The 26,994-nt window shown below is 73.4% G+C and carries 24 protein-coding genes and 1 pseudogene; 10 read left to right on the top strand and 15 right to left on the bottom strand.

The annotated features are described in order from the left end of the window. Positions 1 to 21 precede the first annotated feature (21 nt). Genes V5D56_RS16905 through V5D56_RS16885 form a run of 5 tightly spaced genes read right to left on the bottom strand, consistent with a single transcriptional unit; the run spans position 22 to position 5,114 of the window. A complete protein-coding gene (locus V5D56_RS16905; RefSeq protein WP_251151713.1) occupies positions 22 to 804 on the bottom strand; it encodes an ABC transporter ATP-binding protein in 783 nt (260 codons plus the stop codon). Next, entirely contained in the window at positions 797 to 1,555 is a 759-nt protein-coding gene (locus tag V5D56_RS16900) for an ABC transporter ATP-binding protein (RefSeq protein ID WP_435736440.1), read from the bottom strand. Before V5D56_RS16900 ends, V5D56_RS16905 begins: the two co-directional genes overlap by 8 nt. Then, positions 1,552 to 2,916 (bottom strand): branched-chain amino acid ABC transporter permease, encoded by a 1,365-nt coding sequence (locus tag V5D56_RS16895; RefSeq protein WP_435736439.1) that lies wholly within the window; start codon positions 2,914 to 2,916, stop codon positions 1,552 to 1,554. Before V5D56_RS16895 ends, V5D56_RS16900 begins: the two co-directional genes overlap by 4 nt. A 55-nt stretch (positions 2,917 to 2,971) precedes the next feature. Continuing rightward, positions 2,972 to 3,856: a branched-chain amino acid ABC transporter permease gene (locus tag V5D56_RS16890; protein WP_435736438.1), complete on the bottom strand. Its 885-nt coding sequence runs from the start codon at positions 3,854 to 3,856 to the stop codon at positions 2,972 to 2,974. Positions 3,857 to 3,863: 7 nt separating this feature from the next. Further along, positions 3,864 to 5,114 (bottom strand): amino acid ABC transporter substrate-binding protein, encoded by a 1,251-nt coding sequence (locus V5D56_RS16885; RefSeq protein WP_435736437.1) that lies wholly within the window; start codon positions 5,112 to 5,114, stop codon positions 3,864 to 3,866. A 212-nt stretch (positions 5,115 to 5,326) separates the two neighbouring features. On the opposite strand from V5D56_RS16885, the gene V5D56_RS16880 reads away from it, so the two are divergent. Both V5D56_RS16880 and V5D56_RS16875 read left to right on the top strand, forming a co-directional pair. After that, on the top strand, positions 5,327 to 6,382 hold the full coding sequence (locus tag V5D56_RS16880) for a LacI family DNA-binding transcriptional regulator (protein ID WP_435736436.1): 1,056 nt from the start codon (positions 5,327 to 5,329) through the stop codon (positions 6,380 to 6,382). Between the two features lie 144 nt (positions 6,383 to 6,526). Beyond that, positions 6,527 to 6,979 (top strand): barstar family protein, encoded by a 453-nt coding sequence (locus V5D56_RS16875; RefSeq protein WP_435736435.1) that lies wholly within the window; start codon positions 6,527 to 6,529, stop codon positions 6,977 to 6,979. 134 nt (positions 6,980 to 7,113) lie between these two features. Here the strand turns inward: V5D56_RS16875 and V5D56_RS16870 are convergent, their stop codons facing one another. From V5D56_RS16870 to V5D56_RS16845, 6 genes are all read right to left on the bottom strand, one after another. After that, complete coding sequence (locus tag V5D56_RS16870) at positions 7,114 to 7,575, bottom strand: hypothetical protein (protein ID WP_435736434.1); 462 nt, start codon at positions 7,573 to 7,575, stop codon at positions 7,114 to 7,116. After that, positions 7,575 to 7,871, bottom strand: a complete 297-nt coding sequence (locus V5D56_RS16865) for a hypothetical protein (protein ID WP_435736433.1) — start codon at positions 7,869 to 7,871, stop codon at positions 7,575 to 7,577. The genes V5D56_RS16870 and V5D56_RS16865 overlap by 1 nt, the downstream gene beginning before the upstream one ends. Before the next feature lie 58 nt (positions 7,872 to 7,929). After that, the gene (gene mobC / locus V5D56_RS16860) at positions 7,930 to 8,058 is read right to left on the bottom strand and encodes a plasmid mobilization relaxosome protein MobC (protein WP_435736432.1); all 129 of its coding nucleotides are present in this window, start codon (positions 8,056 to 8,058) and stop codon (positions 7,930 to 7,932) included. Positions 8,059 to 8,205: 147 nt separating this feature from the next. Next, a complete protein-coding gene (locus tag V5D56_RS16855) occupies positions 8,206 to 12,021 on the bottom strand; it encodes a PQQ-dependent sugar dehydrogenase (RefSeq protein ID WP_435736431.1) in 3,816 nt (1,271 codons plus the stop codon). A gap of 332 nt (positions 12,022 to 12,353) precedes the next feature. After that, complete coding sequence (locus V5D56_RS16850; RefSeq protein ID WP_435736430.1) at positions 12,354 to 13,385, bottom strand: CNNM domain-containing protein; 1,032 nt, start codon at positions 13,383 to 13,385, stop codon at positions 12,354 to 12,356. Then, entirely contained in the window at positions 13,382 to 14,794 is a 1,413-nt protein-coding gene (locus V5D56_RS16845) for a hemolysin family protein (RefSeq protein WP_435736429.1), read from the bottom strand. The genes V5D56_RS16850 and V5D56_RS16845 overlap by 4 nt, the downstream gene beginning before the upstream one ends. 354 nt (positions 14,795 to 15,148) lie before the next feature. On the opposite strand from V5D56_RS16845, the gene V5D56_RS16840 reads away from it, so the two are divergent. Both V5D56_RS16840 and V5D56_RS16835 read left to right on the top strand, forming a co-directional pair. After that, positions 15,149 to 15,502, top strand: coding sequence for an MmcQ/YjbR family DNA-binding protein (locus V5D56_RS16840; RefSeq protein WP_435736428.1), 354 nt, complete (start codon positions 15,149 to 15,151; stop codon positions 15,500 to 15,502). Positions 15,503 to 15,587: 85 nt separating this feature from the next. Further along, entirely contained in the window at positions 15,588 to 16,766 is a 1,179-nt protein-coding gene (locus V5D56_RS16835) for a D-alanine--D-alanine ligase family protein (protein ID WP_435736427.1), read from the top strand. A 169-nt stretch (positions 16,767 to 16,935) separates the two neighbouring features. Here the strand turns inward: V5D56_RS16835 and V5D56_RS16830 are convergent, their stop codons facing one another. Beyond that, on the bottom strand, positions 16,936 to 17,478 hold the full coding sequence (locus V5D56_RS16830) for a DUF3515 family protein (RefSeq protein ID WP_435736426.1): 543 nt from the start codon (positions 17,476 to 17,478) through the stop codon (positions 16,936 to 16,938). Between the two features lie 71 nt (positions 17,479 to 17,549). Here V5D56_RS16830 and V5D56_RS16825 point away from each other — a divergent pair, with 71 nt between their 5' ends. Then, a complete protein-coding gene (locus tag V5D56_RS16825) occupies positions 17,550 to 18,569 on the top strand; it encodes a thiamine-phosphate kinase (protein ID WP_435736425.1) in 1,020 nt (339 codons plus the stop codon). Between the two features lie 27 nt (positions 18,570 to 18,596). On the opposite strand, the gene V5D56_RS16820 is transcribed toward V5D56_RS16825, so the two are convergent. Then, positions 18,597 to 19,112: an N-acetyltransferase family protein gene (locus tag V5D56_RS16820; protein WP_435736424.1), complete on the bottom strand. Its 516-nt coding sequence runs from the start codon at positions 19,110 to 19,112 to the stop codon at positions 18,597 to 18,599. Between the two features lie 227 nt (positions 19,113 to 19,339). Continuing rightward, positions 19,340 to 19,531: a 50S ribosomal protein L28 gene (gene rpmB / locus V5D56_RS16815; RefSeq protein ID WP_251151694.1), complete on the bottom strand. Its 192-nt coding sequence runs from the start codon at positions 19,529 to 19,531 to the stop codon at positions 19,340 to 19,342. A gap of 283 nt (positions 19,532 to 19,814) precedes the next feature. On the opposite strand from rpmB, the gene V5D56_RS16810 reads away from it, so the two are divergent. The 3 genes and pseudogenes from V5D56_RS16810 to V5D56_RS16800 all read left to right on the top strand — a co-directional run bounded on the left by V5D56_RS16810 (position 19,815) and on the right by V5D56_RS16800 (position 24,804). After that, entirely contained in the window at positions 19,815 to 21,770 is a 1,956-nt protein-coding gene (locus V5D56_RS16810) for a DAK2 domain-containing protein (RefSeq protein WP_435736423.1), read from the top strand. Further along, a pseudogene (locus tag V5D56_RS16805) lies at positions 21,767 to 24,056 on the top strand (ATP-dependent DNA helicase RecG). The gene V5D56_RS16810 and the pseudogene V5D56_RS16805 overlap by 4 nt, the downstream one beginning before the upstream one ends. A gap of 94 nt (positions 24,057 to 24,150) precedes the next feature. Beyond that, positions 24,151 to 24,804, top strand: coding sequence for an RsmD family RNA methyltransferase (locus tag V5D56_RS16800; RefSeq protein WP_435736422.1), 654 nt, complete (start codon positions 24,151 to 24,153; stop codon positions 24,802 to 24,804). Here V5D56_RS16800 and V5D56_RS16795 read toward each other — a convergent pair. Next, positions 24,732 to 25,697: a hypothetical protein gene (locus V5D56_RS16795; protein WP_435736421.1), complete on the bottom strand. Its 966-nt coding sequence runs from the start codon at positions 25,695 to 25,697 to the stop codon at positions 24,732 to 24,734. The two genes, V5D56_RS16800 and V5D56_RS16795, sit on opposite strands and share 73 nt — an antisense overlap. 136 nt (positions 25,698 to 25,833) lie before the next feature. Here V5D56_RS16795 and coaD point away from each other — a divergent pair, with 136 nt between their 5' ends. Both coaD and V5D56_RS16785 read left to right on the top strand, forming a co-directional pair. Next, on the top strand, positions 25,834 to 26,331 hold the full coding sequence (coaD, locus tag V5D56_RS16790) for a pantetheine-phosphate adenylyltransferase (RefSeq protein WP_435736420.1): 498 nt from the start codon (positions 25,834 to 25,836) through the stop codon (positions 26,329 to 26,331). A 23-nt stretch (positions 26,332 to 26,354) separates the two neighbouring features. Further along, positions 26,355 to 26,972, top strand: a complete 618-nt coding sequence (locus tag V5D56_RS16785) for a hypothetical protein (protein ID WP_435736419.1) — start codon at positions 26,355 to 26,357, stop codon at positions 26,970 to 26,972. The last annotated feature ends 22 nt before the right edge of the window (positions 26,973 to 26,994 follow it).

Here is a 26,994-nt window from a genome sequence, read left to right as displayed (position 1 = left end):
CTCGCCGTCAGGCCGCCGCGCTCACCCGTTCGCCGACGCCGCGCGCTCGCCCGGGCGCCCGCCGAGGTAGAGCTCGGAGAGCTGCGGGTCCGCGAGGAGCTCGGGCGCCGGTCCCGTGATGTGCACGCGCCCGAGGTCGAGGACGCACCCGATGTCGGCGGTCTCGAGCGCCCGCCGCGCGTTCTGCTCGACGAGCAGGACGGCAACGCCGGCGTCGCGCATCCGCACGACCTGCTCGAACACCGTGGCGGTGGTCTTCGGGTCGAGACCCATCGACGGCTCGTCGAGCAGCACGACCCGTGGGCTCACCATGAGCGAGCGCGCGAACTCGACCTGTTTCTGCTGCCCTCCCGACAGCAGGCCGGCGAGCTGCTTCCACCGCTCGCCGACGATCGGGAAGAGGTTCTGCACGAACGCGACCCGCTCCGCGACCTGCTGCTTGTCGCGCAGCGTGTAGGCGCCGAGCAGCACGTTCTCCGCCACCGTCATCTCGCGGAACACGCTGTGCCCCTGGAGCACGTGCGCGAGCCCGGACGAGAGCATCTCCTGCGGGCCCTGCCCCGTGACGTCCTCCCCGCCCACGAGGATGCGGCCCGACCGGGGCTTGAGCAGCCCGCTCGCGACCTTGAGCACGGTCGACTTCCCGGCCCCGTTCGGGCCGACGAGGCACACGACCGTCGACGCGGGGACCTTGATCGTCAGCCCGCGCAGGACCATCGCCGCGCGGCCGTAGCCGGCCTGGATGTCGTCCAGCTCGAGGAGGTACTCCTGCTGCGCCCCCGCTGCGGGGGTCGGCTCAGACACCAAGGTAGGCCTCCAGGACTCGCGGGTCGGACTGCACGACGGCGGGGGAACCCTCGGCGATGGGCCGGCCCCGGTCGAACACGATGACGTGGTGGGACAGGCTCATGACCATGTCCATGTTGTGCTCGACGACGAGGAACGTCCGCCCCTCGGCGTTGAGCTCCTGAACGAGCGTCCCGATCCGCCCGATGAGCGCCGGGTTCACGCCGCCCGCCGGCTCGTCGAGCATGATCGTGTCGGGGTCGCCCATGAGGACGCCCGCGAGCTCGAGCAGCTTCTGCTGCCCGTAGGACAGGTTGCGCGCCTCGGCGTTCTCCAGGTGGTCGATGCCGACGCGCACGAGCAGCGCGCGCGCCTTGTCGATCTCCTCCGCGTTGCGCGCGCCCGCGAGGAGCTCGCGCACGCGGGTCCGGCGGACCGCCACGAGCATGTTCTCGAGCACCGTCATGCGCGGGAAGATCCGGCACAGCTGGAAGCTGCGCCCGATGCCCGCCCGCGCGATCTTGTGCGGCGCCTTGCGCGTGATGTCCTCGCCGCGGAACGTCACCGTGCCGGAGTCCGGCTTGATCATGCCCGTCACGCAGTTGAAGAACGTCGTCTTGCCGGACCCGTTCGGGCCGATGAGCGCGTTGATCTTCCCGTGCTGGAACGTCACCGTCGCGTCGCGCACGGCGTGGACGCCGCCGAACGACTTGGAGAGGCCGACCGTCTCGAGGTTGCGCGTGGTCGGTGGTGCGGTCGTCGCCGTCATCGGTCGTCCTCCTCGGTCGATTCCGTCGCGGGCTCGGGTGTCGGAGCGGTAGGGGTCGTCGGGGTGGTTGCGTCCGGGGTGGTCGCGTCCGGGGTGGTCGCGTGCGGGCCCGTCCGAGGACGAGGGGCCGCGTCTACCATCCGCTCGCTCGTTCCTCGCTCGCTCCCGCCAGACCCACCACGACGCGGCCCCTCGTCCTCTCCCGGGCCCTCGGTGGTCACGGCACCTTCCGCGTGGCGGGGCTGGTGCCCGACGGCGTCCGGTGCGCCTCCGGCGTCCGGGTCACCCTCGGAAGGGGTCGCCGCGGCGGCGCGGTTGTGCTCGAGGAGGTCGGCCGCCGTCATCTCGCGGATCGAGGAGTCCTGCGGGCCGAGGCGCTTGAGGAGCGACTGGACCGCCGGGATGATCCCGTCCGGCATGAACAGGACCACGATCCCGAGGAGCAGGGCGGTGGCGACGAGGTGGAACTGGGTGTCGCCGAACTCGAGCTTGAAGTACTCGAGGCCGAAGCCGACGACCACGGCGCCGAGGAGCGGGCCGTAGAGGTGCCGGACGCCGCCGAAGAGCGCCATGAGCACCATGTAGGAGCCCAGCATGATGGAGAACTGGAAGATCGGGTCGAGGTCGCCGAACCACAGGGCGTACATGCCGCCCGCGAGGCCCGTGAAGGTGGCCGAGACGACGTACGCGACGAGCTTGTAGTTGCGCGTCGGGACGCCGAGGGCCTGCGCCTTGTCCTCGTCCTCGCGCACGGCCTTGAGACCGGTGCCGAAGCGCGAGCGGTCGATCGCCCACCAGCACAGGAGCATGACCGCGAGGAGCGCGGCGAACAGGTAGAAGAACACGCGGTGGTGCTCGGGCCGGAGCAGGTCGGGGAAGGGGCGCGGCACGACGAGACCGTCCGAGCCGCCGGTGAACGAGCCCCAGGCCTGGAAGACCAGCAGCAGGATGAGCACGAACGCGATCGACACGATGACGAACGACGCGCCGCGCACGCGCAGGGCGGCGATGCCGAGCGGGATCGTGATGAGCAGGACCATCACGCCGGCGAGGAGCCAGGCCACGAAGCTCGGCAGGCCAAGGTCCCGGATGAGGATGCCCGTGCCGTACGCGCCGAGACCGAAAAACGCCGCGTGCCCGAGCGAGACGTAGCCCGTGAAGCCGCCCATGAAGTTCCAGGCGGTCGCCGTGCAGGCGTAGCTCGCGACGACGATGCCCGCCGAGAGGATGTACGCGTTGGGTGCCATCGTCGGGAAGGCGAGGACGAGCGCCACGCCCACGGCGAGCGCCACGAGGCGCGCGACGCGACCCCACGGTCGTCGTGCGGCGGGAGCGGCGGCCGGGCCTGCGCCGTCGGGCACCGTGGTGCGCGCCCCGGTGGCGTGCGCGCCCCCGGGAGGACTCGCCGGACGGGTGTCAGAAGCGTTGCGCAAGGCGACCTCCGAAGAATCCCTGGGGCCGCAGCATCAGCGTCGCGAAGAGCGCGACGTAGAAGATGGTCTGCGCCCACGTCGTGCCGAGCGGCACCTGGAGCAGGCTCTGGCCGATGCCGAGGACCATCGCGGCGACCGCGGCCCCCGGGATCGAGCCCAGGCCACCGACGACGATGATCGCCATGAGCGGCCCGATCCAGTGCCAGTGGAGCGACGGGTAGATGGTCGCGTCGAGCGACAGCGCCGTCCCGCCGATCGCCGCGGTGGCGAGGCCGAGACCGAAGCCGAAGCCCGCGACGCGGTCCGTCTTGATGCCGACGAGCTGCGCCGCCTCGCGGTGCTGGATCGTGGCGCGCAGCGCCTGGCCGAACCGGCTGTGCTTCATGAGGACGTACAGCAGGGCGAGCGCGAGGGCGGCCAGGGCGAACGCGACGAGCTTCACGACGGCGATCCGCGCCCCGAAGAACTCGATGCTCGCCCCCGAGTACGGGAGCTGGATGCGTCGCTGGGTGCCGCTCCAGACGAAGCCGATCATGCCCTCGATGAACAGCGCGATGGCGAACGTCAGCAGGACCGACATCATCGTGAGCGTCGCGGGCCGCAGGCGCGTGATGAGCAGGCGCTGCATGCCGACGCCCACGAGGAAGAACAGCGGGACCGTGATCACGAGCGACAGCAGCGGGTCCATGCCGGTCTGCTGGTTGAAGAACCAGGCGAGGTACGCGGCGAGGATGAGGAACGCCGAGTGGGCGATCATCACGACGCGCATCACGCCGAAGTAGAGGGTGAGGCCCGCTGCCAGGAGGGCGTAGAGCCCTCCCAGCAGCACGCCGAGCACGAGGCTCTGGAAGAGGAGTGTCAGCGTCACGAGGAGATCACCAGGCCGGCTTCGGGTAGATGAAGTCGGCCTCCTTGGTGTCCTCGGGGAGGACGATCTGGATCTCGCCGTCGACGTACTGCTGGATGAGGTGGGCGCCCTGCGGCTTGCCCGTCTCGTCCCACGTGAGCGGGCCGACGACGGTCTCGACCTCGTTGTTGCGCAGCCAGTCGATGAGCTCCTGCTGGCAGTCGCCCTGCTCGGCGCAGCCGACGGCCTCGACGGCCGCGGCCACGACCTGCCCGGTCGTGTAGGCGTTGGCCTCGTCCTCGCCGGGCGGGTTGCCGTGCAGCTCCGTGTACCGCTCGACGAAGTCGACGTTGGAGGGCCAGGCAGCCGTCTCGGTGTACCCGGTGGGCGAGAGGATGCCCTCGGTCTTGGCGCCGATCGCGGAGGAGAACTCAGGGTTCGTGGGAGCGGTCGAGAACGCCGCGAGGTCGGGCTGGTAGCCGAGCTGCTGCAGCGCCACGATGAGGTTGACCGCGTCCTGGTACTGCGTGCCGCCGATGACCATGTCGGCGTCCGAGTCGCTGATCTTCGCGGCGATGGACGAGAAGTCGGTCGTGTTGGGCGGATAGACCTCGTCGACCACGATGTCGAGGCCCGCGTCGGCGAGCTTGTCGCGCAGGCCGTACGCGGTGCCCTGGGCGAACGGGTCGTCCATGGCGGCGACGGCGACGGTCTGCGGGCGCTCGCCCTCGGGCATGGCGAGGATGTGGTCCGCGAGGTAGTTGTAGTGGTCGTCGGCGATGGCCGGGGCGGCGTAGAAGAGGTTCTCGAACCCCTGCTCGAACACCTCGTTGGCCGCACCGGCGGGCTCGACGAAGAGCATCCCGTACTCCTCGGCGACGCGGGCGCTCGGCACGACGAGCCGCGTCGAGAACGGGCCGAACACGAGGTCGACCTCGTCCTGCGCGATGAGCGCCTCGTAGTCCTGCACGACGCGGTCGGCGTTGGACTGGTCGTCGAGGATCTTCAGCTCGACCTGGCGGCCGAGCAGCCCGCCGTCTTCGTTGACGAACTCGGCCCAGGCCTCGTAGCCGCGCTGGACGCCCTTGCCCGGCTCGGAGAAGTCGCCCGTGAGGGGGAGGGAGATGCCGACGACGATCGGGTCGTCCTCCGACCCGCCGCCGCCGTCTCCGCCTCCCTCGCCGGAGCAGGCGGTCAGGACCAGGGCCGCGGTGGACAGGCCGGCGGCGACGGCGAACGCGCGGCGGCGGGTGGTACGTGCGGGCAACCGTGAAGACATGGACGAAATCTCCCTACCTCGTCGTAGTGAGGAACTCACCCGTACCTCGGTGTACGGAAGCGCTTTCGTAAGCGCTTTCGTCACAGTACGCTGTCGTCAACGGGTGTGGCAAGCGTCACAACGAGGTGTCGGCCGCAGCGGCGTGGTCGGCCCTTGTCGGCCGTTGTCGGTTCCTGTCGGCCCAGGCTGGGCCACGAACGATCGGAGCGCGTGTGCGGGGAGAGGGTCGTCCGGTCAAGGACCGGACCGCGCCGCGGCTCGTCGACGTGGCGCAGCGGGCGGGCGTCTCCCTCGCGACCGCGTCGCGCTCGCTCTCGGGCAGCGTGGGCGTGTCGGAGGAGGTCGCGGCGCACGTGCGCACCGTCGCGACGCAGCTCGGCTACGTCGCCAACCTCCACGCGCGCACGCTCGCGGGCGGCAGGACGTCGGTCGCGGGCCTCATCGTCTACGAGATCGGCGACCCGTACTTCGCCGAGATCGCGAGCGGGGTCGTCCGCGTGGCGGGCGACCACGGGTGGAGCGTGCAGATCAGCCACACCGAGCGGGAACCAGCAGCGGAGGTGGCGCAGATCCGTCTCCTGCGGGCGCACCGCGTCGGGGCCATCGTCCTCGCAGGGTCCGGCTACGTGGACCCCGTGATGGAGGACGAGTCCGGTCGCGAGCTCGCCGCGTTCGAGGAGTCGGGCGGACGGGTCGTCGTCGTCGGGCGGCACCGTCTGCGGTCCGACGCCGTGCTGCCCGACAACGAGGCCGCCGGGGAGAGCATCGCGGAGCACGTCCTCGGGCTCGGGCACCGCCGCCTCGCGGTCGCGGCAGGCCCGGCGCACCTCACCACGATGGTCGACCGGCTCGCGGGCATCCGGACGGCCGTCGCGCGCCACGGTCTGGACCCCGACGGGCTCGCCGTCGCGCACGCAGCGTTCACCCGCGAGGGCGGACGCGACGCGACGCAGCGCCTGCTCGACGACCACCCCGGCACCACGGCGATCCTCGCGCTCAACGACGCGATGGCGACGGGCGTGCTCTCGGTCCTGCGCGAGCGCGGCACCGCCGTACCGCGCGAGATGTCCGTGACGGGCTTCGACGACATCCAGGTGGCCCAGGACCTCGCGCCCGCGCTGACGACGGTGCGCCTGCCCATGAGCGAGATCGGCGCCGCCGCCCTCGAGCTGGCGCTGCGACCGCCGTCGGCTCGGCCCCGACGCCGGGCGACGGGTCACGCGCTCGTCGTGCGCGACTCGACGGCGCCCCCGGCCGACCGCGGCTGACCGTCCCCGAACGGCGTGCCGGCCTCCGCGCCGTCGTGCCGGGCGACCTGTTCACCGTGACGTGACAGGGTCCGACGGTTCGATCTATTACACACCCACCCACTATCAGACATTTATCGTCGCCGTCCCTGGGAGGTAGCAATGGTGAGCGGCACGTTCTTCAGGATAACCGACGGAGTAACCGAATCGCCGGCCGGGCGGATTCTTCTGCAGCCAGGGGTTTCCGCTGTCGTTATGCTCGACGTTGATGACCTGCGAGGCGAGTATGAAATATTCGATGCATTTGATAAGGGGTTTCGGTTCCCGGTGTACTTTGGCTGGAACTGGGACGCGCTGTACGACTGCCTCTCAGATCTCCAGTGGATGCCAGCGGACCGCTATCTGGTGCTGGTTAAGGATGCTGAGCGTCTCTGCCTGGCAGAAGGGCATCCGCACCGACTGCTCATCGAGACGCTTCATCGAGTCGCTAGATTCTGGGCTTCACCGATACGCCAGTCGGCGCAACGCCCAGCGGGGTTTACGGTTTTACTCTCTCGCAGCGCAATCGACGATTTGGCGCGCCGACTCCAGAACATGGGGGTTACCATCGCAACCTAGATGTCCGCCCCCTGTTGCGCCAGAGCGGACTTGCGAGTGGTCCGACTCCGCGAAGGCCGTAAACCCTGGCGCCGGATTTGGCGCCGGCGGCACCTTTGGGGATGTCAGAAGATATTTCGTCCCCGTGTAGCCCCTCATCGGAGCTCAGCGGTCGAGTCCGTGCGCCGAGCGTGCGCTGCGCGGCCTCGGGTCTTGCGGGCCTTCGGGCTGCGGCCCGCGGGTCTGGCCGCCACGGCTTCCGTGGCGGGCCGGGCCTGGCTGACATCGGCGCGCATCCTGGTCGCGACGACGTCGCCGTCGATGCCCTTTGCGCGCAGCACGTTCGCGGTGGCGTCACGGCGTTCGGCGCTGTCGTACGCGGCACGACCGTCCTCGCGGGCCCGGCCACCGAGTGTGTCACGCTGCATCGCCTCCGCGACCGCCCGCGCACGCTCGTCGGGGTCCGGTTCGTGCTCTGCGGCGCTGCGCGCTTGGTCCGCCAGCCGGTCCTCGCGGTCGGCCTGCTGCATCAGTCGCTGCGCCTCAGCGTGCTCCGCGGCGGCGCGGTGGCGCTCCTTCTCGGCGGCCGGGATGGCCACGAGCTCGGCCTGGCTCATCAGGTGTGTGGGTACTTCGACGGGATCGCGAGGTCGACGTCGGGGTCCTTGCCCTTGCACGCCTGCACGTCACGCAGCCCGCCGCGACCGATCGGTCCCAGGTCGGCGTCCGCCGGCAGCCGGTCGATCATCGCCAGCGCGTCGTCCTTCGTGAGCTCGCGGACCGGGTGCGAGCCGTCGAACTCGTCGCGGGCCTCGAACCACGGACCGGGCGCGCGCGCGTCACGCTCGGCCTGCACGCGGGAGGCGAGCCCGTCGGGGTCCAGGCAGTACCGGGTGCGCATCTCGGTGCGCATGTGCTCCTCAGCGCGCACCGCGTCGGGGTCCTCACGGGCCCACGTGCGAGCGACCGGCTCAACCCGTCGATCGACGCGTCGATCGCTCGGCGAGACGTCGCACTGCCCGCAGCGTCTCGACCATCTCGTCCTGCACCTCGCCGGTCGCGTTGGTCGCCTTCGCCATCTGGTTGACGTTGTTCGACACCGCGGCCAGGAGCCGGTGCAGACCGAAGAGGCGCCGACGCGCGAACGTGTAGGGCGGTCGGCAGCACCGCCACGAAGTGGTGCGGCTGACGACGGAGGGGGTGTGCGCGGGCGACCGCGCACACCCCCTCACCTCAGGCCACGGGGCTCACCCGCAGGTGTGCGCGCCGTGCTCCACGACGACCTCCGACGACACCTCCTCGCCGTCGACGACCGCCTCGGCCGAGACCGTGACCGACCCGGCCGCGAGGGACGGCGCGCGGACCGCGAAGGACTGGTAGGCCGACGCCCCTGGTGCGACGTCCGCGACCGTCCGGCTGCCGAACGCCGTCGAGAGCGTCACGTCCGCGGGCACGTCGCTCGCGTTCGTCGCGGAGACCGCGAGGTACGTGCGACCGGCGAGGCAGCGCGGCGACACCTGGACGTCCAGGTCGATCGCGGCCGGCTCCTCGGCCGCCGTGACCGTGAGGTCGCGCAGGCGGCCGGTGTTGTCGAACGAGCCGAAGCCGACGCGGCCCTCGGCGAACGTCGTGTCGTTCGCGGTGAGGAGCGGCGTGTCGAGCCCGTCGACGTAGACGGCGATGTCCCCGCTGTCCGCGCAGCGCACGACGCGCACGTCGTGCCACTCCTCGTCGGTGACCGCCGGCGGCGCGCCGACCGCCCCGTCCCACTGGTCGTCGATCCGCTCCCGGTCCTTGCCGTCGACCTTGAAGATGCCGTTGTGGGCGTAGATCGTGTTGTCCTGCGAGAGGTGGGCGTAGTAGTACTCGGTGTCCGACTGCCACCCGAACACGACGATGACGTCGCGGTTGTTCACCGACGCCGGAGCGTCGAGCCGGACCTCGGCGTCGAGCGCGAACGAGCCCAGCTCGGGCCCTTCGGTGAGGACGGCGTACTCGAACGGCCGCCGGATGCCGTCGTTCGGGTTGTCCCCGGCCTCGGCGAGCACGATCTCCTCGCCCGGGAACTGCCACTTGGCCGGCGTCCGGGGAGCCCAGCTCTCTGCCCCCATGACGTCCGTGATCTGCTCGCCCGCGGGTGCGCACGACGGCGGTGCGGGCGGTTCCACGGGCTCGGCCCCGAACAGCGCGTACTGGGCCGCGACCTGCTCCGGCGTCGGGACCGTGTCGAGGAACATCAGGTCGTCCATGCGGCCGGTGAACGGGTTGGCCTCACGCGTGTCCTGCGGGAAGCTGCCCCCGATCTTGATGCCGGCCGGGTCGGTCGGGGACGTGGCTCCCGCACCCCAGGGGTTGGCGGCCGTGTACCGGCCGGCCAGCTCCTCGCCGTTCATGAAGAGCTTCATCTCGCCGCCCGCGAAGTCGAACGTCGCGGCCAGGTGGACCCAGGTGTTCCGCTCGAGGATCTGGTCCCACGGCAGGTCGGCCGCGAACGTCCAGGACCCCGCGCCGTCGACCCGGCGGCCGAGCGCGACGAGCTTCAGCTCGCCGTCGACCGTGATGACCTCGAGCAGCGCGCGCACCGCGTGGCCGTCGGACGTGCCGGTGAGCACGCCGGCCAGGCCGATGGCGTTGTAGCGGTCGTCGGGGTTCGTCGTGCCCGAGTTGAGGGCCGGGTGCTCGCCCGTCGGCTTGAACCATCCCATGACGGAGATCTCGTCGGTGCCGGCGAACGCCCCGAGCGAGTCGACGCCCGCGGCGTCGTACAGGCCGGCCTTCCAGTCGTCGTTCGAGGACGTGAGCGGGCTCATCTGCTGCGTCTGCAGCGCCTCGCCCGCGCCGGGGTAGGCCCGGTCGGCCACGCGCATCTCGACGCCGCCGTTGACGAGCTCGATGTCCGTCCCGGACCACCCCTGGTCGGCCTCCCAGGTGGGGGCGCCCTCGGCCGGGTGGTCGAAGTCGTAGTGCGCGACCAGGTTCGGTGCGAGCTCCGGCAGCGCGACCGGCGACGACGCGCCCGCGTGCCGGGCGCCGGTGACCTTCCAGATCATCCCGTTGGCCTTGGCGACCAGGTAGAGCTCGCCGTCGGCGTCGGAGCCGAAGCGCAGGTCGACGCGCTGGTCGCCGACCAGCTCCTGGAACGTCGTCTCCACGCCGTCCTCGAAGACCCGCAGGTGCTCGATCTCCGCGAGGTCGGCGAGGTCGCCGTCGCTGCGGACCATCTCGTCCTGCTTGGTCGCGAGCACCCAGCCGCGCACCAGGTCGGTGAACAGGTAGCGCCCCTGCAGCTCGGGGATGTCGCCGCGGTAGACGAAGCCGCCGTTGAGCGCGACGCCCGCGTCACCGGTCTGGCCGGGGTCGCGGTTGTGGTCGTACGCGGCCACGGGGTAGGTGAAGCCGTTCTCGGCGTCGTTCGCGGGCAGCGGGAAGATCTGGCGGTTCTCCGCGAGGAACGGGCCCTCGCGGACGGACCAGCCGAAGTTGTCGGCCGGCTCGACGGCGTAGACCGACTCGACCTGCCACTCGCCGATGTGCCCCAGGTACATCGTGTGGTCGCCCTCGGGGTCCCAGCTGATGCGGTGCGGGTCGCGCATGCCGACGGCGTAGATCTCGGGCAGGGCGCCCGGGGTACCGAGGAACGGGTTGTCCGCGGGGATGCCGTACTGACCGTTGGTGCTGCCGTCACCCAGGGGGTCGATGCGCAGGATCTTGCCCTGCGGCGTCGCCAGGTTCTGCGGGTTGCCGTTGCCGACCCCGTTGCCGCCGTCGCCGACGAGGACGTAGAGGGTGCCGTAGTCCGGGTGGCCGGGCTCGACGGTCGGGTTGAACGCGATCTGCTGGACGGTGTGCACGCGCCCGGCGAACGGCACGCGCAGGAGCTCGCGGCTCGTGCCCTCGAAGACCTCCGCGGCAGGGTCCGTCGCCGTCCACTCGGTGATCACGCTGTGGAACGCGGTGTTGCCGAAGCCGGGGAAGTCCGGGGTGTCCTCGGTCAGCGCGGTGCCGGCCTCGGTGTGCACGGTGTAGAACTTCCCGTTCGTCGCGAACTCGGGGTGGAACTCGACGAAGCCGAAGCCCGTGCCGAGACCGGCGTGGTTGTGGAAGTTGTCGACGAACTGGTCGCGCACGTTGAGGTACGGGACGTGCTCGCCGGTCTCCTTGTCGACGAGGTAGAGGACCTCGTTCATGTCCGGGACGGCGAGACGGCCCGAGCCGTCGGGCACCTCGTCGAGGTGGGTGATGCGGTTGTGCCGCACCAGGCGCTGGTCCTGGGTCGCGGGCGTCGTCGTCGACTCGGGGAGCTGGGCCAGCTCGGTGACCTCGATGCCCAGGGCCGACGGGGTGGGGTCGGGCAGCGGGTTGAGCAGCGGCTCGCTCGGTGTGGTCCCACCGGCGGCGCAGTCGGCCGGGTTGCCCGTCGGGATCGCGAGGTTCTCGCCCGCGGTGTCGACGGCGACGTCGTCGAGCATGAGCCGGCCCGCGCTGCTGGCCCCGTTGATCCAGAAGAACCGGTCGAGGGCCCCGGTCACGGCCTGGCGGAACCCGAACTGCTGCTCGGTGCCCTCGGGCAGCCGGGTGATCTCCTCGTACGGTCCGCCCTGGCTGTAGACGGCGACCTTGTCCGTCGCGTTGTCGGCGACCACCCACACGCACTGCCACGTGTCGCGCGACCACACGCCGGCGGGCTTGAACGCCCCGCCGTCGCGGACGAGCATCACGTCGTTGTTCTGGTTGTTCACGTAGGCGCGGCTGTTCACGTAGTCGGAGGGCGCGTCGACGTCCGTGATGCCGAACGACGTGTCCACGCTGCCCGAGCGCATGAACCGGAAGAACACGGTGCCGGTGGTGCCCTCGGCGATCCCCGGGACGGCGCGGTGGGCTCGTTGGCCGCCCCCGACCATCTCGAGCACCTGGTTGTTCGCGTTGAGCGGGTCGGCGACGACCTGGGCGGCCGTCGAGGCCGACCACCCGTCCTGCCCGGTCAGGCCTCTGCGCTCGTAGGTCTCGAAGCTGAGGACCTCGGTGAACTCCTCGGCGGCCTCCTCGGCGGCTGCCGGTGGCACGAGGAGGGTCGCTCCCAGAACCGTCGCGAGGGAGAGCGAGAGGACCGCTCTTCCTCGGCGGCTCGACTGCGTAGACGTCATCGTCTGCTCCACTTCGTCGGAGGGCGCGCACGCCGCGCCACGGTCGTCCGGTCGCGTGCGCGTCGCCGCGTCCGGCCGGGGCCGAGGTCCGCTTCTCCTGTCGGGTCGTGCACGTCGGTGTGCACGACTCCTCGCAGGCTAAGGAAAGGGTTTTCCTTCGTCAACAGGAACGGGCCGTGTCGGCCGGGACGACGCAGGGCCCCGGCGCTCGGAAACCACCAGGGCCCTGCGTTGTCGCTCTGTCCGTCGCGTCAGGAGACGAGCACCGCGCTCGGCTCCTCGGGGTGCGGCAGGATGCGGCGCAGCACGTCGGCGAGCGTCACGACACCGACGAACCGGTCGCCGTCCATGACCATCGCGAGCTGCTCGCTCGACTCGCGCATGCGCGCGAGCGCGGCGTGGACCGTCGTGCCGGACTCGAGCACGAAGCCCGGCCGGGTGAGCGCACGGGCCGGTCGGTCGTCCGGCTCGAGCAGCGTGTCCCGGACGTGCACGACGCGCGGGACGGCACTGCCGTTCTGCAGGAGGATCCGCAGGTGCCCCGACCGTGCGGACGCGGCGCGCACGTCGGCCGCCGTGGCGTCCGACGGGACGGACGTCGGCGCGGCGCCGTCCGGGACGAGCGCGTCCACCGTGAGCGTCTCGAGCTCGAGCGCCCCGGAGATCTGCACCCGGTACGACGCCTCGAGCGCCCCCACGTTCGCGGAGTGCTCCACGAGGTGGCGCAGGGTCGCCGGGTCCTGCCCGCCGCCCTCGACGTTCTCCACGGGTTCGACGCCGACGGCGCGCACGCACCGGTTGGCGAGCGCGTTGAGCCAGCGCAGCAGCGGGCGGAATGCCCACATGAACCCGCGCATCGGCAGCGCGAGGAGCGTCGCCGACCGCTCCGGGTGGGCGATCGCCCACGACTTCGGTGCCATCTCGCCGATGACGAGGTGCAGGAACGTCACGATGATCAGCGCGAGCACGAAGCCCGCGACGTCGGCGAGCCACAGCGGCGCACCCCAGGTCTCGAAGACCGGGGTGAGCCAGTGGTGCACGGCCGGCTTGGTGATCGCGCCGAGCGCCAGGGTGCACGCGGTGATGCCGAGCTGGGCGCCCGCCATGAGGAGCGTCAGCTCGCTGGAGCTGCGCAGCGCGGCCCGGGCCGCGCGGCTCGTGGCGGCGGCGTCCTCGAGCCGGTGCCGCTTGGCGCCGAGGAGCGCGAACTCCACGGCGACGAAGAACGCGCTGAGCGCGATGATCGCGACGGTCGCCGCGACGACGACCCCGGGGTTGCTCATCGGGTCTCCTCCTCGGCGGTCGCCTGCCGGTGCGCGGCGGTGGTGGGTCTGTCGGGTTGGTCGCCGCGGTGCTCCTCGAGCCGCACCCGCACGAGGTGCGGGACGTGGCGCTCGACGGACAGGACGTCGACGACGAGCGTGCGCCTGACCGGCTCGTCGTGGACGAGGTCGGCCGGGTCGAGGGGGAGCGGGACCTCGATGGTCTCGCCGGCGAGCGGGAGCGCCCCGTGCTGCGCGATGAGCAGCCCGGAGACGGTCTCGTGGTCGCCGCGCGGCAGGTCGTGCCCGATGGCGCGCTCCGCCTCGTCGAGGTGGACGTCGCCGCCCATGACCCACACGTCGTCGTCCTCGGCGGTCACCGTGACGGGCTGCTCGGGGTCGTGCTCGTCGGTGATCTCGCCGACGACCTCCTCCGCCAGGTCCTCGAGCGTCAGCACGCCGGTGAACCCGCCGTACTCGTCGATCACGCACGCGAGCTGGTTGTGCGTGCTCGTGAGCCGCGCGAGCGCGTCCGGGAGCATCATGACGGTGGGCAGGACGACGGGCGGACGCATCAGCTCCGTGACGAGCGCGTCGTCGGGCAGGGACGTGGCCAGCAGGTCGGCGAGCTGGACCACGCCGAGGGGCTGGTCCGTGTCGTCGACGACGGGGTAGCGCGTGTGCGCGTGGGCCATGAGCTCGCGCACCTCGGCCACCGTGGCCTCCGGGCGGACCGTCCCCACGCGCGAGCGCGGGATCATCGCGTGCTCGACGTCCTGCTGCGGGAAGTCGAGGATCCGGTCGAGGAGGACGGAGAGCTCGTCGGGCAGGTCGCCGCTCTCGCGCGACTCCGCGACGATGTGCTCGAGGTCGCGCGCCGTGGCGGTGCTGTCGACGTCGTGCACGGGTTCGATCTTCAGCAGGCGCAGGAGCGCGTTGGACGCCTTGTCGAACACCGCGATGAGCCAGCCGAACACCGTGAGGTAGGCGGTCGTCGACCGCGCGAGGCCCCGCGCGAGCGGCTCGGGCCGCGCGATCGCGAGGTTCTTCGGGACGAGCTCACCGAAGAGCATCTGGATGATGGTCGACAGCACCAGCGCGAGGACCGTGCCGATCGCTATGCCCACGCCGCTCGGGACGCCGACGCCACCGAGCATCGTGCCGAGAGACTCGCCGATCAGGGGCTCTGCCACGTAGCCGACGAGGAGGCCGGTCACCGTGATGCCGAGCTGGGCGCCGGACAGGACGAAGGAGGTGCGGCGCGTGACCGCGAGCGCGCGCCGTGCGGACTCGTCGCCCGCGGCGGCCTTCGCGCCGAGGCGGGACCGGTCGACGGTCATGTACGCGAACTCCTGGGCGACGAAGTACGCCGTCACGGCGGTGATCGCGAGGACCACGAGGAGTCCGAGGAGGAGGGAGAGGAAGGTCATCACCGGGCCCGCACCGTCCTCCGGTCGTCATGGACGCGGTGTCGCGTCCTGTCGCCGGGGCCGGTGCGGCCGGGACTATGGTCGGGGTCGTCGGCCGTGGGGGCCTCGAGAGTCGTGTCTTCCACGAACGTCCCCAACGCGGGACGCGCGCCATTCGTTCCCGGCACTGCCCACGTTCGACCGCGGCGTGCGTCACGTCGCGGGGAAAGGGTCTCCCGCAGGGCGCGCGCGCCGTTCCGGGTCGTCCGTCCCGCCTGGCTGCCAGTACACCGAACGCACCGCGATCGCCGTCTGCCGGACCGAGTACGTACCATCGGACGGACGTCAGCCCGTCACGCCGATCGGGGAGCGCACATGGACGGCGACACGCTGCAGCAGGCCGCACGCGACACCGCCGCGTCGCTCGCGCACGTCACCCGCGGGCGCCCGTTCACACCGCACCTGGACGTGTGGAAGGTGCGGGGCAAGGTGTTCCTCATCGTCACCGAGGACGACCAGGACCTGCAGATCATCACCGTGAAGGTCGACCCGCACCACGGTGACGCGTTGCGCCGCGACCACGACTCGATCACGCCCGGGCACTACCTCGACAAGCGCCACTGGATCTCCGTCGGCGCCGGCAGCGGCGTCACGAGACGGCTCGTCGAAGACCTCGTGCACGGCTCCTACGAGCTCGCCGGGGGACACCCCGAGAAGCAGGGGTCCTGAGCTCGCGTCGGCCGTGGCCGTTCCGTGGGGAGGACACCTGTCGGCCGACGGGCTTCGGGGTGCGGGTCCGGTAGGGTCGTCCGCGATGTCCAGCCAACAGCCCTCCCCGCACAGCGCCGAGCCCGAACCGGCACCGGCCGTGATCCCCGGCACGCCCCGCAAGGTGCGCGTCCTGCTCCTCTTCGGCGGGCGCTCGGGGGAGCACGCCATCTCCGCCGCGACCGCCGCGGGGGTGCTGCGCGCGATCGACCGCTCGCGGTACGACGTCGTCCCGGTCGGCATCACGCCCGACGGCGGGTGGGTCCTCGCGGCCGACGAGCCCGAGCGTTGGGAGATCACGGACGGCCGCCTGCCGCAGGTGGAGGCGACGGGCGAGGACGTGGTGCTCCCGCTCGCGACGGACCGTCGCGGCGTGCGGGTGCTCGCACCGGGCGAGATCCCGCGCGAGCTCGGCGAGGTCGACGTCGTCTTCCCGCTGCTCCACGGTCCGTACGGCGAGGACGGGACGGTGCAGGGGCTCCTGGAGCTCGCCGACGTGCGCTACGTCGGCGCGGGCGTGCTCGCGTCCGCGGTCGGCATGGACAAGCACTTCATGAAGCTCGTCCTCGCGGGCCAGGGCCTGCCCGTCGCGCCGTACACGGTGATCCGGCCGGGGGAGTTCGAGCGCAACCCGGACGCGTGGACGCAGACCGTGGCCGGCCTCGGCCTGCCCGTCTTCGTCAAGCCCGCGCGCGCCGGCTCGAGCCTCGGCATCTCCAAGGTCGACGACCTCGCCGACCTGCCCGCCGCGATCGCCGAGGCGCAGCGTCACGACCCCAAGGTGCTCGTCGAGGCCGGTGTGGTCGGGCGCGAGATCGAGTGCGCGGTGCTCGGCGGCCGCGACGGCGCCCGTCCCCGGGCGTCCCTGCCCGGTGAGATCGTCGTCACCGGGGCGGAGCACGCGTTCTACGACTTCGAGGCGAAGTACCTCGACGAGGCGGGCGTCGAGCTCTCCTGCCCGGCCGACCTGCCCCCGCACGTCGTCGCCGAGGTCCAGGACGTCGCCGTCCGCACGTTCGAGGCCGTCGGTGCCGAGGGCCTGTCGCGCGTCGACGTCTTCGTCACCGCCGACGAGCAGGTCGTCGTCAACGAGATCAACACGATGCCCGGCTTCACGCCGTTCTCGATGTACCCGCGCATGTGGGAGAGGTCTGGCCTCGCCTACCCCGACCTCATCGACGAGCTCATCACGCTCGCCCTCGAACGGCCCATCGGCCTGCGCTGATCCTGGGCCGACCTGGGAGGAGGGGCGGGGCAGGGAAGGCGCCCGAGTCGTGGCGGGTCCGGCGGATGGAAGACTCGGCGCCTTCCCTGCCCCGGCGCTCCGGGCGACCACCACGACTCGGCGCCGTCCCGCCCCCGCACCTCCGGACCCGCGAAGAACCGCGACGTCGTCAGCCGGCGTCGGCGGCGCCGACGCACGCGCGCGTCTGCGGCACCTCGAGGACGGCCGGCGTGAGGTCGGCCACGAACGACGTCGAGTGGTTCTCGGCGACGGTCGGCGGCACGACGACCTGGACCGCGGGGTCGCGGCCGTAGGTCGTGAAGGTCCAGGTGCCCTCGCCGTCCTCGACCACGAGCCAGTCGACGGTCCCCGAGGTGGACTCGACGCTCTGGCAGGCGGTCGTCGTCGGTCCCGGGACCTCGACGCCGCAGCGCAGCGTCACCGCCGCGCGTGGCTCGCCCCAGGCCGCGGTCGCCTGGCTCGTCGTGCCCACCTTCGGCAGGTCCTCGGCGAGCGCGTCCGGCACGGCGAGCACGACGTCCGCGCACAGCGGGTTCGCGGCGTCCTCGGCGACGGGGACGCCGATGCGGGGCGCGCACGCGCTCGCGGAGAGCACGACGACCGCGACCACCGGGAGCAGGACGGCGCGGTGCGGACGGCGGTGCCCGGCGCGTGGACGCGGGGCGGGTCGGGCGGGGGTGGTTCCGAGCACGCGACCACGGTAGCCGCCCCGGAGAGGTCCTCGTGAACGGTCCGCACCGTCGTGACGGCTAGGGTGGCCGCGTGAGCGAGACGCCCCTGCTGGTCCGCGACGTGGCCGAGGAGGCCCTCCTCGCCCGGATCTTCCCCCTCCTGCCCGCCGCGCCGACGACGATCGTCGGCCCGGGGGACGACTGCGCCGTCGTCGCCGCTCCCGACGGCCGCTACGTCGTGTCGACCGATGTCCTCGTCGAGGACCGGCACTTCCGGCGCCGGTGGTCGAGCGGGTACGACGTCGGGTGGCGCGCCGCGGTCCAGAACCTCGCCGACATCGCGTCCATGGGTGCGCGTCCTGCCGCGCTCGTCGTCTCGCTCGTCATGCCGGGCGACCTGCCCGTCGACTGGGTGACGGGGCTCGCGCGCGGGCTCGCCGCGGCGTGCACCCCGGTCGGAGCGGCCGTCGTCGGCGGTGACCTCTCGGGCGGTGACCAGGTCGTCGTGGCGGTGACGGTGCACGGCGACCTCGAGGGACGGGCGCCGGTGCTGCGCTCGGGGGCCCGGCCGGGCGACGTCGTCGCCCTCGCGGGCACGTTGGGACACGCGGCGGCGGGCCTGGACCTGCTGGAGATCGGCCGCCCGGAGGCTGCGCTCACGGACGCCTACCTGCGGCCCGACCCCCCGCTCGCGGCCGGGCCGCGGGCCGCGGACGCCGGTGCGACCGCGATGATGGACGTGTCCGACGGCCTGCTGCGCGACGCCGGGCGCATCGCCCGGGCGAGCGGCGTGCGGATCGACCTCACGGGGTCGGCGCTCGACCCGGACCGTGCCGAGCTGCGCCGGTCCGCGCTGGTCGCCGCCGCGGAGGGTGTCAGCGAGCAGGCCGTGGCGGCGGGCACGGACGGGTGGCGTGTCGTCGTCGACGACTGGGTGCTCAGCGGGGGAGAGGACCACGCGCTGCTCGCGACGTTCCCCGGGGGCACGGACCTGCCCGCGCCGTTCCGCGCGATCGGGTCCGTGCAGGAGCCGGACCACGCCGGACCGGGCGTCACGCTGGACGGCGGGCTGCCGCACCGCGCGACGGGGTGGGACCACTTCCGCGCCTGACCGCGGGGGCGGCACGCCCCGGTGGTGTCAGCCCCGGCGGTACCGCACCGCGGTGAGGTCCTTGCCGCCGATGTCGTCGCGGCGCTCGACGCCGTCGGGTGCGAACCCGTGGCGGCGGTAGAAGCGGCGCGCGCGCTCGGCGTCCGCCAGGACCCAGAGCGTCACCACGACGCCCGGGGGCACGTCGGCGAGCAGGGTCCGCATGAGGTCGCGCGCGACCCCGCGACCCCAGGACTCGGGGTCCAGGTAGATGGCGTAGATCTCGAGGTCGCCGACGTCGGCGTCCTCGTCCCGGCTGGGGCCGAGCGTCGCGAACCCGATGGTCCGGCCGTCGGCGTCCGCGAGCCACGTGCGCGCTCCCGGCGTGGAGAGGCTGTCGACCCAGTGCTTCTCGCGCTGGTCGACGTCGAGCGAGGCCAGGTACTCGTCGGGCACGATCCCGGCGTACGCACCGCGCCACGACGCGACGTGCACCGCGGCGATCGCGCTCGCGTCCGCGGGGCCGGCGGGGCGGATGGTTACCTCGCTCAGTTCCGTCACCATGGGCAAAGCCTGCCACCGGCCAGCGGTTCCACCAAACCGGTTTGTCCCGACCTCCAGAAGATCTCCGCATCTGGTCGGCCGGATGCGGACCCGGTGACGGCGTCGGACCGCGCCCGCGGGACGACGAAGCGCCCGCCGGCAGGGCCGACGGGCGCTTCGTCGCCCGCGGGACGACGAAGCGCCCGCCGGCAGGGCCGACGGGCGCTTCGTGAAGGGCGTTCTCGCGATCAGGCGGGACGCGTGACCTTGCCGGCCTTGAGGCACGAGGTGCACACGTTGAGGCGCTTGGGCGTACCCGAGACCACGGCGCGGACGCGCTGGATGTTCGGGTTCCAGCGACGCTTCGTGCGGATGTGCGAGTGCGAGATGCTGTGCCCGAAGCCCGGGCCCTTGCCGCAGACGTCGCAGTTGGCAGCCACGGTTTCTCCTGATCGTCGTGCACGTCGCGCGCAGGCAGCCGCGACGTAGTGAATGGTCTGTGGGTTCTGCCCGGTCGTTCGCACGGCGTGAGGCGCGTACGGCGGGAACGTCGTACGGCTTGTGGCGCGCGAAGCACCCGGGCAACCTCCTCAGGGTAGCCGATCGGGTGGTGTCTGCTCAAATGAGCTCCCGCTGACCTCCCGCGGCCCCCTGCGGCCGGGTACGGGAGCAGAGACTACGGTGTTGCCGAGCATCGACCGACCAGCGAGGAGCCCGACCGACGTGAGCGGCCGTACCGACGTGATGGACGCCACCGACGTCCTCGCGTGGGCCCGGGGCGGCGTCGAGGCGCTCGGCGCGGCGCGGTCCGCGCTCGACCGGGTCAACGTCGTCCCCGTCGCCGACGCCGACACGGGGACGAACCTGTACCTCACGTTCCTCGACGCCACGCGTTCCCTCGGCGCTCCCGGCACCTCCAGCGCCTCCGCGGCCGCAGGCGAGGCGCACGCGGGCGACCTGCTGGTCCGGCTCGCGCGGGGCGCGCTCGTCGGTGCGCGCGGCAACTCCGGCGTCATCCTCAGCGAGTACCTGCGCGGTCTCGCGGTCGCGCTCGCCCCGCACCGCACGGTGACGGGCACAGCGCTCGCCGCGGCCCTCGCCGCCGCCGCCCGCACGGCGCGGGGCGCGGTCGCCGTGCCGCTGCCGGGCACGATCCTCACGGCGGCGGACGACGCGGCACGGGCCGCCGCGCACGCCGCGACCCCGCGGGCGACGCACGCGGCGGCCCTCCGGGCAGCGCACGACCCGGACCCGCAGGCGGCCGCCGGGGAGCTCGTGGGGCCCGCCGTCGTCGCGCGCGCCGCGCACGACGGCGCCCGGGCCGCCGCGCTGCGCTCGAGCACCGAGCTCGACGTCCTCGCACGCGCGCGGGTGCTCGACGCGGGCGCGCTCGGGCTGACCCTGCTGCTCGGCGCGCTGCGGGTCGCCCTCGGCGGGTCGGCCTCCCGCCTGTCGGGAGACCTCCGCGGACGTGGCGACGGCGGGTCCGGCACCGTCGGCGGCCCGGTGCACGACGTCGTGTCGGAGGTCCTCGACATGATGTCCGGCACGGCTCCGGTCCGAGGCGCCGACGAAGAGCGCGGCGCCGAGGGTGCCGCGCCGGGCGAGGGAGGCGAGCTCGAGGTGATGTACGTCGTCGAGGCGACACGCCAGGTGCTGTCGCCCCCCTCCGCCGGGACGAGCCCCGTCGACGTCGCGGGTCGCCTGCGTGCCGCGCTCGGACGCATCGGCGACTCGGTGGTCGTGGTCGGCGGACGGACCGTCGGCGATCCCGCTCCCGGGCCAGGTCCCGACGACGCACGAGGCACCAGAGGCCTGTGGCAGGCGCACGTCCACACCGACGACCCCGTGGCGGCGGTGGCCGCCGGGCGCGAGGTGCTGCGGGCGTTCCCGCCCGGCGGCGCGTCGCTGCGCCAGGTGCGGGTCCGGCACCTCGCCGGCACCGGGCACCATGGCGAGCCCGTGCCCTCGGTCCCCCCTGCGTCGGTCGACGCCTCGCCGGATGCCGCCCCGGCCGGCCCCCGGGTGGTCCGGGAGGGCAGGGTCGGGCTCGTCGCGGTGACGACGGCGCCGGGCCTGGTCGCGGACCTCGCGCGGGCGGGCGCCGTCGTGCTCCTGCGGGAACCGGGCTCCCCGGTCGACGCCGCCTCGCTCCGCCGGCTCGTCGTCGACACCGGTGCGCCGCACGTCGCGCTCCTGCCCGGCACCGACCTCGACGACGGCGTCGTCGCCGCGGCGCGCGCGGCGGTGCGGGCCGACGGCGTCGAGCGGCTCGACGTGCTCGACGCCCCGACGGACCTCCACGTCGTCGTCGCGCTCGCCGCGGCGCAGCTCGTGGACCACGGCGCGACGCAGGTCGGGACCGGTCTCGACGCGGCGCGCCGCGCGACCGTCTCGGTGCGCGTCGCCGTCGTCGACACCTCCGGCGAGGCCTCGGACGGCGACCTGCCGGGCCTCGACGACGCGCTCGGCGAGGTCCTCGCCGGTCCGACCGAGATCGTCACGGTCCTCGCGGACGACGACGTCGCGCAGCCGGTGCTGGACGCGCTCGTCGCCCGCGTGTCCGCCGGGGGAGCGGAGACCGTCGTCCTGCGGTCGGGGCGCCCCGGCGGGACGGTGACGATCGGAGCCGAGCCGCCGGGCGGCGTCGGGCACGACGAGGGAGGAGCGACCGGATGACGGACCGGATGGACGAGCCGCTCGCCAAGGCGCTCGGGACGCGCAGCGCCGGGCCGCTCGCGAAGCTCGGGGTGCACACCGTCGGCGACCTCCTGGGCCACTACCCGCGCCGCTACGGCGACCCGGGGAAGCTCACGGACCTCGGCGGGCTCGCGCTCGGCGAGCACGTGACGATCGTCGCGCAGGTGCGCTCCGCGACCGTGCGGCGCATGCGCAACCGGGCCGGGGCGATCCTCGAGGCGATCGTCACGGACGGCCCGCAGCAGCTTCTCCCTGACGTTCTTCGCCAAGGGACCGGGCGCCCTGCGGTACCACGAGCAGCGCCTGGCTCCCGGCAGGCTCGGCCTCTTCACGGGCGTCGTCGGTGTCTACCGCGGGACGCGTCAGCTCGCCCACCCGGACTACCGCATCATCGGCATGGACGACGACGCCGAGGACACCGAGAGCGCCGTGCTCGAGGCCAGCCGCCCCATCCCGATCTACCCCGCGAGCGGGAGCATCCCGAGCTGGAAGATCCAGCCCGCCGTGCGCACGGTGCTCGACCCGCTGCGCGAGGAGGACGTGCCCGACCCGCTGCCGGACGCCGTGCGCGAGCGGCGCGGCCTCGGCACGCGCCTCGAGGCGCTGCGCGACGTGCACGAGCCGTACGACGAGAAGCAGTGGCAGCGCGGCCGCGACCGGCTGCGCTACGAGGAGGCGTTCGTCCTCCAGGCGGCGCTCGCGGAGCGCCGCGCGCGGGCCGAGGCGGAGCCGGCGACGGCGCGGCCGCCGCGCGCCCCGGGCGAGCCCGGCATCCTCGCCGACCTCGACGCCGCCCTGCCCTTCGAGCTCACGCGCGGCCAGCGCGAGATCGGCGAGCAGATCGCGCAGGACCTCGCCCGGTCGCGCCCGATGCAGCGGCTCCTGCAGGGAGAGGTCGGCTCGGGCAAGACGGTCGTGGCGCTGCGCGCGATGCTCCAGGTCGTGGACGCGGGCGGCCAGGCCGCCCTCCTGGCGCCGACCGAGGTGCTCGCGGCGCAGCACGCCCGCACGCTGCGCACGCTCCTCGGGCCGCTCGCGGAGGGCGGGTTCCTCGGCGGCGCGGAGCACGGCACGCGCGTCGCGCTCCTCACGGGGTCGCTCGGCGCGGCAGCCCGCAAGGAGGCGCTGCTCGACGCCGCGAGCGGCGCCGCCGGGATCGTCGTCGGCACGCACGCGCTGCTGTCCGAGAACGTGCAGTTCGCCGACCTCGGGCTCGTGGTCGTCGACGAGCAGCACCGGTTCGGCGTCGAGCAGCGCGACGCGCTGCGCGCCAAGGCCCGCACGAGCCCGCACCTGCTGGTCATGACCGCGACGCCCATCCCGCGCACCGTCGCGATGACCGTGTTCGGCGACCTGGAGACGTCCGCGCTCACGGAGATCCCCGCGGGCCGCGCCGGTATCACCACGCACGTCGTGCCCGCCGACAACCGGGCCTGGATGGACCGCACCTGGGCTCGCGTGCGCGAGGAGGTCGACGCCGGGCACCGCGCATACGTCGTGTGCGCGCGCATCCACCCCGACGAGCCCGGGAGCGACGAGCCCGGCAGCGCCGGACGCGGGACCGACGCGCCGCGCGCCGGCGGTGCGGGCGACGACTTCGACGAGGTGCCCGACTTCCTCGTCGAGGACGGGGCGGCGGACGAGCGCGCCCCGCTGCGCGCGGTGCTCGAGGTCGCCGACGAGCTGCGCGCCCACCCCCGCCTGGCCGGCGTCTCGGTGGGGGTCCTGCACGGCCAGATGCCGCCCGCGGAGAAGGACGCCGTGATGGCCGCGTTCGCGAGCGGCGAGGTCCAGGTGCTCGTGTCGACGACGGTCGTCGAGGTCGGCGTGGACGTCCGCGAGGCCACCGTCATGGTCGTGCACGACGCGGACCGCTTCGGCATCTCGCAGCTCCACCAGCTGCGTGGCCGCGTCGGGCGCGGGTCCGCGCCCGGCCTGTGCCTCCTCGTCTCGACCGCGCAGCCCGGGACGCCCGCGGCGACGCGCGTCGAGACGCTCGCGCGCACGACCGACGGGTTCGAGCTCGCGACGGTCGACCTCGAGCTGCGCAGCGAGGGCGACGTGCTCGGGGCGGCGCAGTCCGGTCGCGCGAGCTCGCTCAGGCTCCTGCGGGTCGTCAAGGACGCCGACGTCATCGCGACGGCGCGCGAGGACGCCACGGCGGTCGTCGCCGAGGACCCGGGGCTCGAGCGCCATCCCGCGCTGCGCGCCGCGATCGCGGACCAGCTCGACCCCGAGCGCGAGGAGTTCCTCGAGCGCGCGTGACCGTCGCGTTCGGGGGCGCAGCGAACCGTCTGCGCAGAGAGACGCGGACCGTGGCGCGCGCGGACCGTCACGGGCGCCTGGCTAGGCTGTGCCCGTGACGAGGATCGTGGCGGGGACCGTGGGCGGACGCACCATCCAGGTCCCGCCGCGAGGCACCCGGCCCACGAGCGACCGGGTCCGGGAGGCGATCTTCTCGCGCCTCGACCACTACGGCGTGGTCGACGACGCCCGCGTCCTCGACCTCTACGCCGGGTCGGGCGCGCTCGGGATCGAGGCGGCGAGCCGTGGTGCGCGCGAGGTCACGCTCGTCGACTCGGCGCGCGTCGCCGTCGACGTCGCGCGGCGCAACGTGGCGACCCTGGGTCTGAGCGGCGTCCGGGTCGTCGCGCAGTCCGCCGAGACGTTCGCCGCGACGGCGGCTGCGACGGCAGCGACGGCGTCCCCGCCGGGGGGCGAGGACGCCGCCGCGGCGGCGCCGGGGCCCACCGGCTCACCGTTCCACCTCGTGTTCCTCGACCCGCCGTACGACCTCGCGCCGGACGCGCTCGGCCGTGTGCTCGACCACCTGGCGGCGCCCGGCGTGCTCGACCCGGCGGCCGTCGTCGTCGTGGAGCGCTCGACCCGCTCCGCCGAGCCGGTCTGGCCCGCCGGGTGGCAGCTCCTCGCGCGCAAGGACTACGGCGAGACGGCGGTGTTCTTCACCGGGCCGGTGGTCCCGGACGACGACGGGGCGGACGGCCCCGTCTGAGGTCGACCGCGGTCCTCCGTCGCCCGACGGTCCGATGCGCCTGGTGGTTCCTCCGTCGCGTGGTCAGGGCTCGCGTCCGCGGGATCGGTGGACGACGGAGCGCGGCGCTCGTCGGCGCGCAGGAGGCCGACCCGGACAGCGGCGAGCGCGCTCGGGTCTGCCGGGTCGACGAGCCTGACACCCGGCCCGGCGGCTGCGTCGAGCAGCGCCCGGGTCGCGCCGTCGTCGGTGACCCGGCCCTCGCTCTCCCTGAGGTTCTCCTCGAGGAACGCGCGCAGCGGACCGGCCGGGACCTCGTCGGGCAGGTCCACGGCGCCGTCCCGGGCGGCACCGTGGGGGAGCGCGACGAGCAGCAGGGCCGGGACGCGCTCCGCGCCCGGCCCGTCACCCGGTTGGAAGTAGGGCACGTCGAGCACCCGGGCGCCGAGACGCGCGTAGAAGCGGAGCCGCGCGGCGGGGTCGCCGTGCGCGGCGCTCGCTGCGTGGTGGGCGGGGTGCTCGACCTCGGCGAGGACGAGCACCGGCTCGAGCTCGCGCGACCACGCACCGAGTGCGGCGGCGAGGATGCGGCCCCCGATGCCGCCTCCCCGGCGCCCCGGCGCGATCGCGAGGTACAGGACGAGGAGGACCCGGGTCGCGGGCGACCACGCGCCCACCACGCCCGCGACGACGCGGGCGTCCTCGACGACGCCCAGGCTCCGCAGCCGGCCCGACGTGTGCTCGGCCAGGAAGGCGTCGGCGTCCACCAGCTCCGCGGGAGGGAACGACGGCACGAGGACGTCGCGGTGGAGCGACGCCACGAGCTCGGGGGACGCGAGCGGGACGACGACCGGGCCGGCGTCGCCCGGTGTCGCGGGGGTCGCGGTGTCGTGACGCGCGCTGTCCGGATCCATGCCGTCATCGTCCTGCGGCGGGCACCGACGCGCAGGTCGGCGCGACCAGGGCCCCGTGCACGCTCGTGCGGCGGACGGTCGCACGGCACGGTGCGTCGGTCCGGGCTTCCGGGAACCCGTGTACTACCGTGACGAGGTGACCGCAGCCGTCTGTCCCGGGTCGTTCGACCCGATCACCCTGGGCCACCTCGACATCGTGCGTCGCGCCCGCGCCCTCTTCGACGAGGTCGTCGTCGGCGTCGCGCGCAACGCGTCGAAGACCGCGCTCCTGACCGCCGACGAGCGTGTCGCGCTCGCTCGTGGAGCCGTCGAGCAGGCAGGGCTGGACGGGGTGCGGGTCGAGGTCGTCCCCGGGCTTCTCGTCGACTTCTGCCGCGAGATCGGTGCGTCGGCGGTCGTGAAGGGCCTGCGCGGGGGAGCGGACTTCGACGCCGAGCTGCCCATGGCGCTCATGAACCGGCACCTGGCCGGTGTCGAGACGGTGTTCGTCGCCGGTGAGGCGTCGCTCCTGCACGTCGCGTCGTCGCTCGTGAAGGACGTGGCCCGGCACGGCGGTCCGGTGGACGACCTCGTGCCCCCGGGTGTCGGGGACGCGGTACGGCAGGCGCTGGCGCGGGAGCGGGCGAGCAGGTGAGCACGACGGAGAGGACGGGACGGATGAGCGAGCACGACGTGGCGCGGACGCGGGACGGGTCGGTGGGTGTGCCGACCGGCGACGAGGCGCAGGCGGGGCTGCACGCGATCCTCGACGACCTCGCGCACCTCGTGGAGAACGCGCGGACGATGCCGATGTCGGCCTCCGTCCTCGTGCACAGGGCCGACGCGCTCGCGCTCGTCGACGAGCTGCGTGCGGCGCTGCCCGAGCAGCTCGCCCACGCCGACGAGGTGCTCGCCGAGGCGGACGCCGTCCTCGAGGACGCCCACCGCCAGGCGGAGGAGATCCTCACGACGGCGCGTGCGCGGGCGATCGAGCTCGTCCAGGCGGAGCAGGTCGTCGTCCAGGCGCAGTCGCGGGCCCACGAGATCGTGGCCGAGGCCCAGCGCGCGGCCGAAGGGCTCCGCCGTGACGCGGACGACTACTGCGACCAGCGCCTCGCCGACTTCGAGGTCGACCTCGGCAAGGTGCTCGCGCAGGTCCAGGCGGGCCGCGCGAAGCTCGCGGGGCGCCTGGACGGTGCGGGCGTCGCCCCCGAGCCGTCACCCTTCCCGAGCACGATGGCGCCGCGGCCGGCCGAGCGGCCGGCGGACCGGCCCGCCGCGCGGCCGGCGCGTTAGCCGCCCCGGAGCGCGTTGTCCT

The sequence above is a fragment of the Cellulosimicrobium sp. PMB13 genome, assembly GCF_051294865.1.
In the GTDB taxonomy this organism is placed as follows: domain Bacteria; phylum Actinomycetota; class Actinomycetes; order Actinomycetales; family Cellulomonadaceae; genus Cellulosimicrobium.
This window is presented reverse-complemented; position numbering and strand designations above follow the sequence as displayed.

What these genes read in the sequence shown, in the direction of transcription:
- V5D56_RS16900 (WP_435736440.1), bottom strand. Translation starts at nt 1,555, where the DNA reads ATGACGGCGACGACCGCACCACCGACCACGCGCAACCTCGAGACGGTC.
- V5D56_RS16885 (WP_435736437.1), bottom strand. Translation starts at nt 5,114, where the DNA reads ATGTCTTCACGGTTGCCCGCACGTACCACCCGCCGCCGCGCGTTCGCC.
- V5D56_RS16870 (WP_435736434.1), bottom strand. Translation starts at nt 7,575, where the DNA reads ATGAGCCAGGCCGAGCTCGTGGCCATCCCGGCCGCCGAGAAGGAGCGC.
- V5D56_RS16865 (WP_435736433.1), bottom strand. Translation starts at nt 7,871, where the DNA reads ATGCGCACCGAGATGCGCACCCGGTACTGCCTGGACCCCGACGGGCTC.
- V5D56_RS16850 (WP_435736430.1), bottom strand. Translation starts at nt 13,385, where the DNA reads ATGAGCAACCCCGGGGTCGTCGTCGCGGCGACCGTCGCGATCATCGCG.
- V5D56_RS16845 (WP_435736429.1), bottom strand. Translation starts at nt 14,794, where the DNA reads ATGACCTTCCTCTCCCTCCTCCTCGGACTCCTCGTGGTCCTCGCGATC.
- V5D56_RS16840 (WP_435736428.1), top strand. Translation starts at nt 15,149, where the DNA reads ATGGACGGCGACACGCTGCAGCAGGCCGCACGCGACACCGCCGCGTCG.
- V5D56_RS16835 (WP_435736427.1), top strand. Translation starts at nt 15,588, where the DNA reads ATGTCCAGCCAACAGCCCTCCCCGCACAGCGCCGAGCCCGAACCGGCA.
- V5D56_RS16820 (WP_435736424.1), bottom strand. Translation starts at nt 19,112, where the DNA reads ATGGTGACGGAACTGAGCGAGGTAACCATCCGCCCCGCCGGCCCCGCG.
- V5D56_RS16795 (WP_435736421.1), bottom strand. Translation starts at nt 25,697, where the DNA reads ATGGATCCGGACAGCGCGCGTCACGACACCGCGACCCCCGCGACACCG.
- V5D56_RS16785 (WP_435736419.1), top strand. Translation starts at nt 26,355, where the DNA reads ATGAGCGAGCACGACGTGGCGCGGACGCGGGACGGGTCGGTGGGTGTG.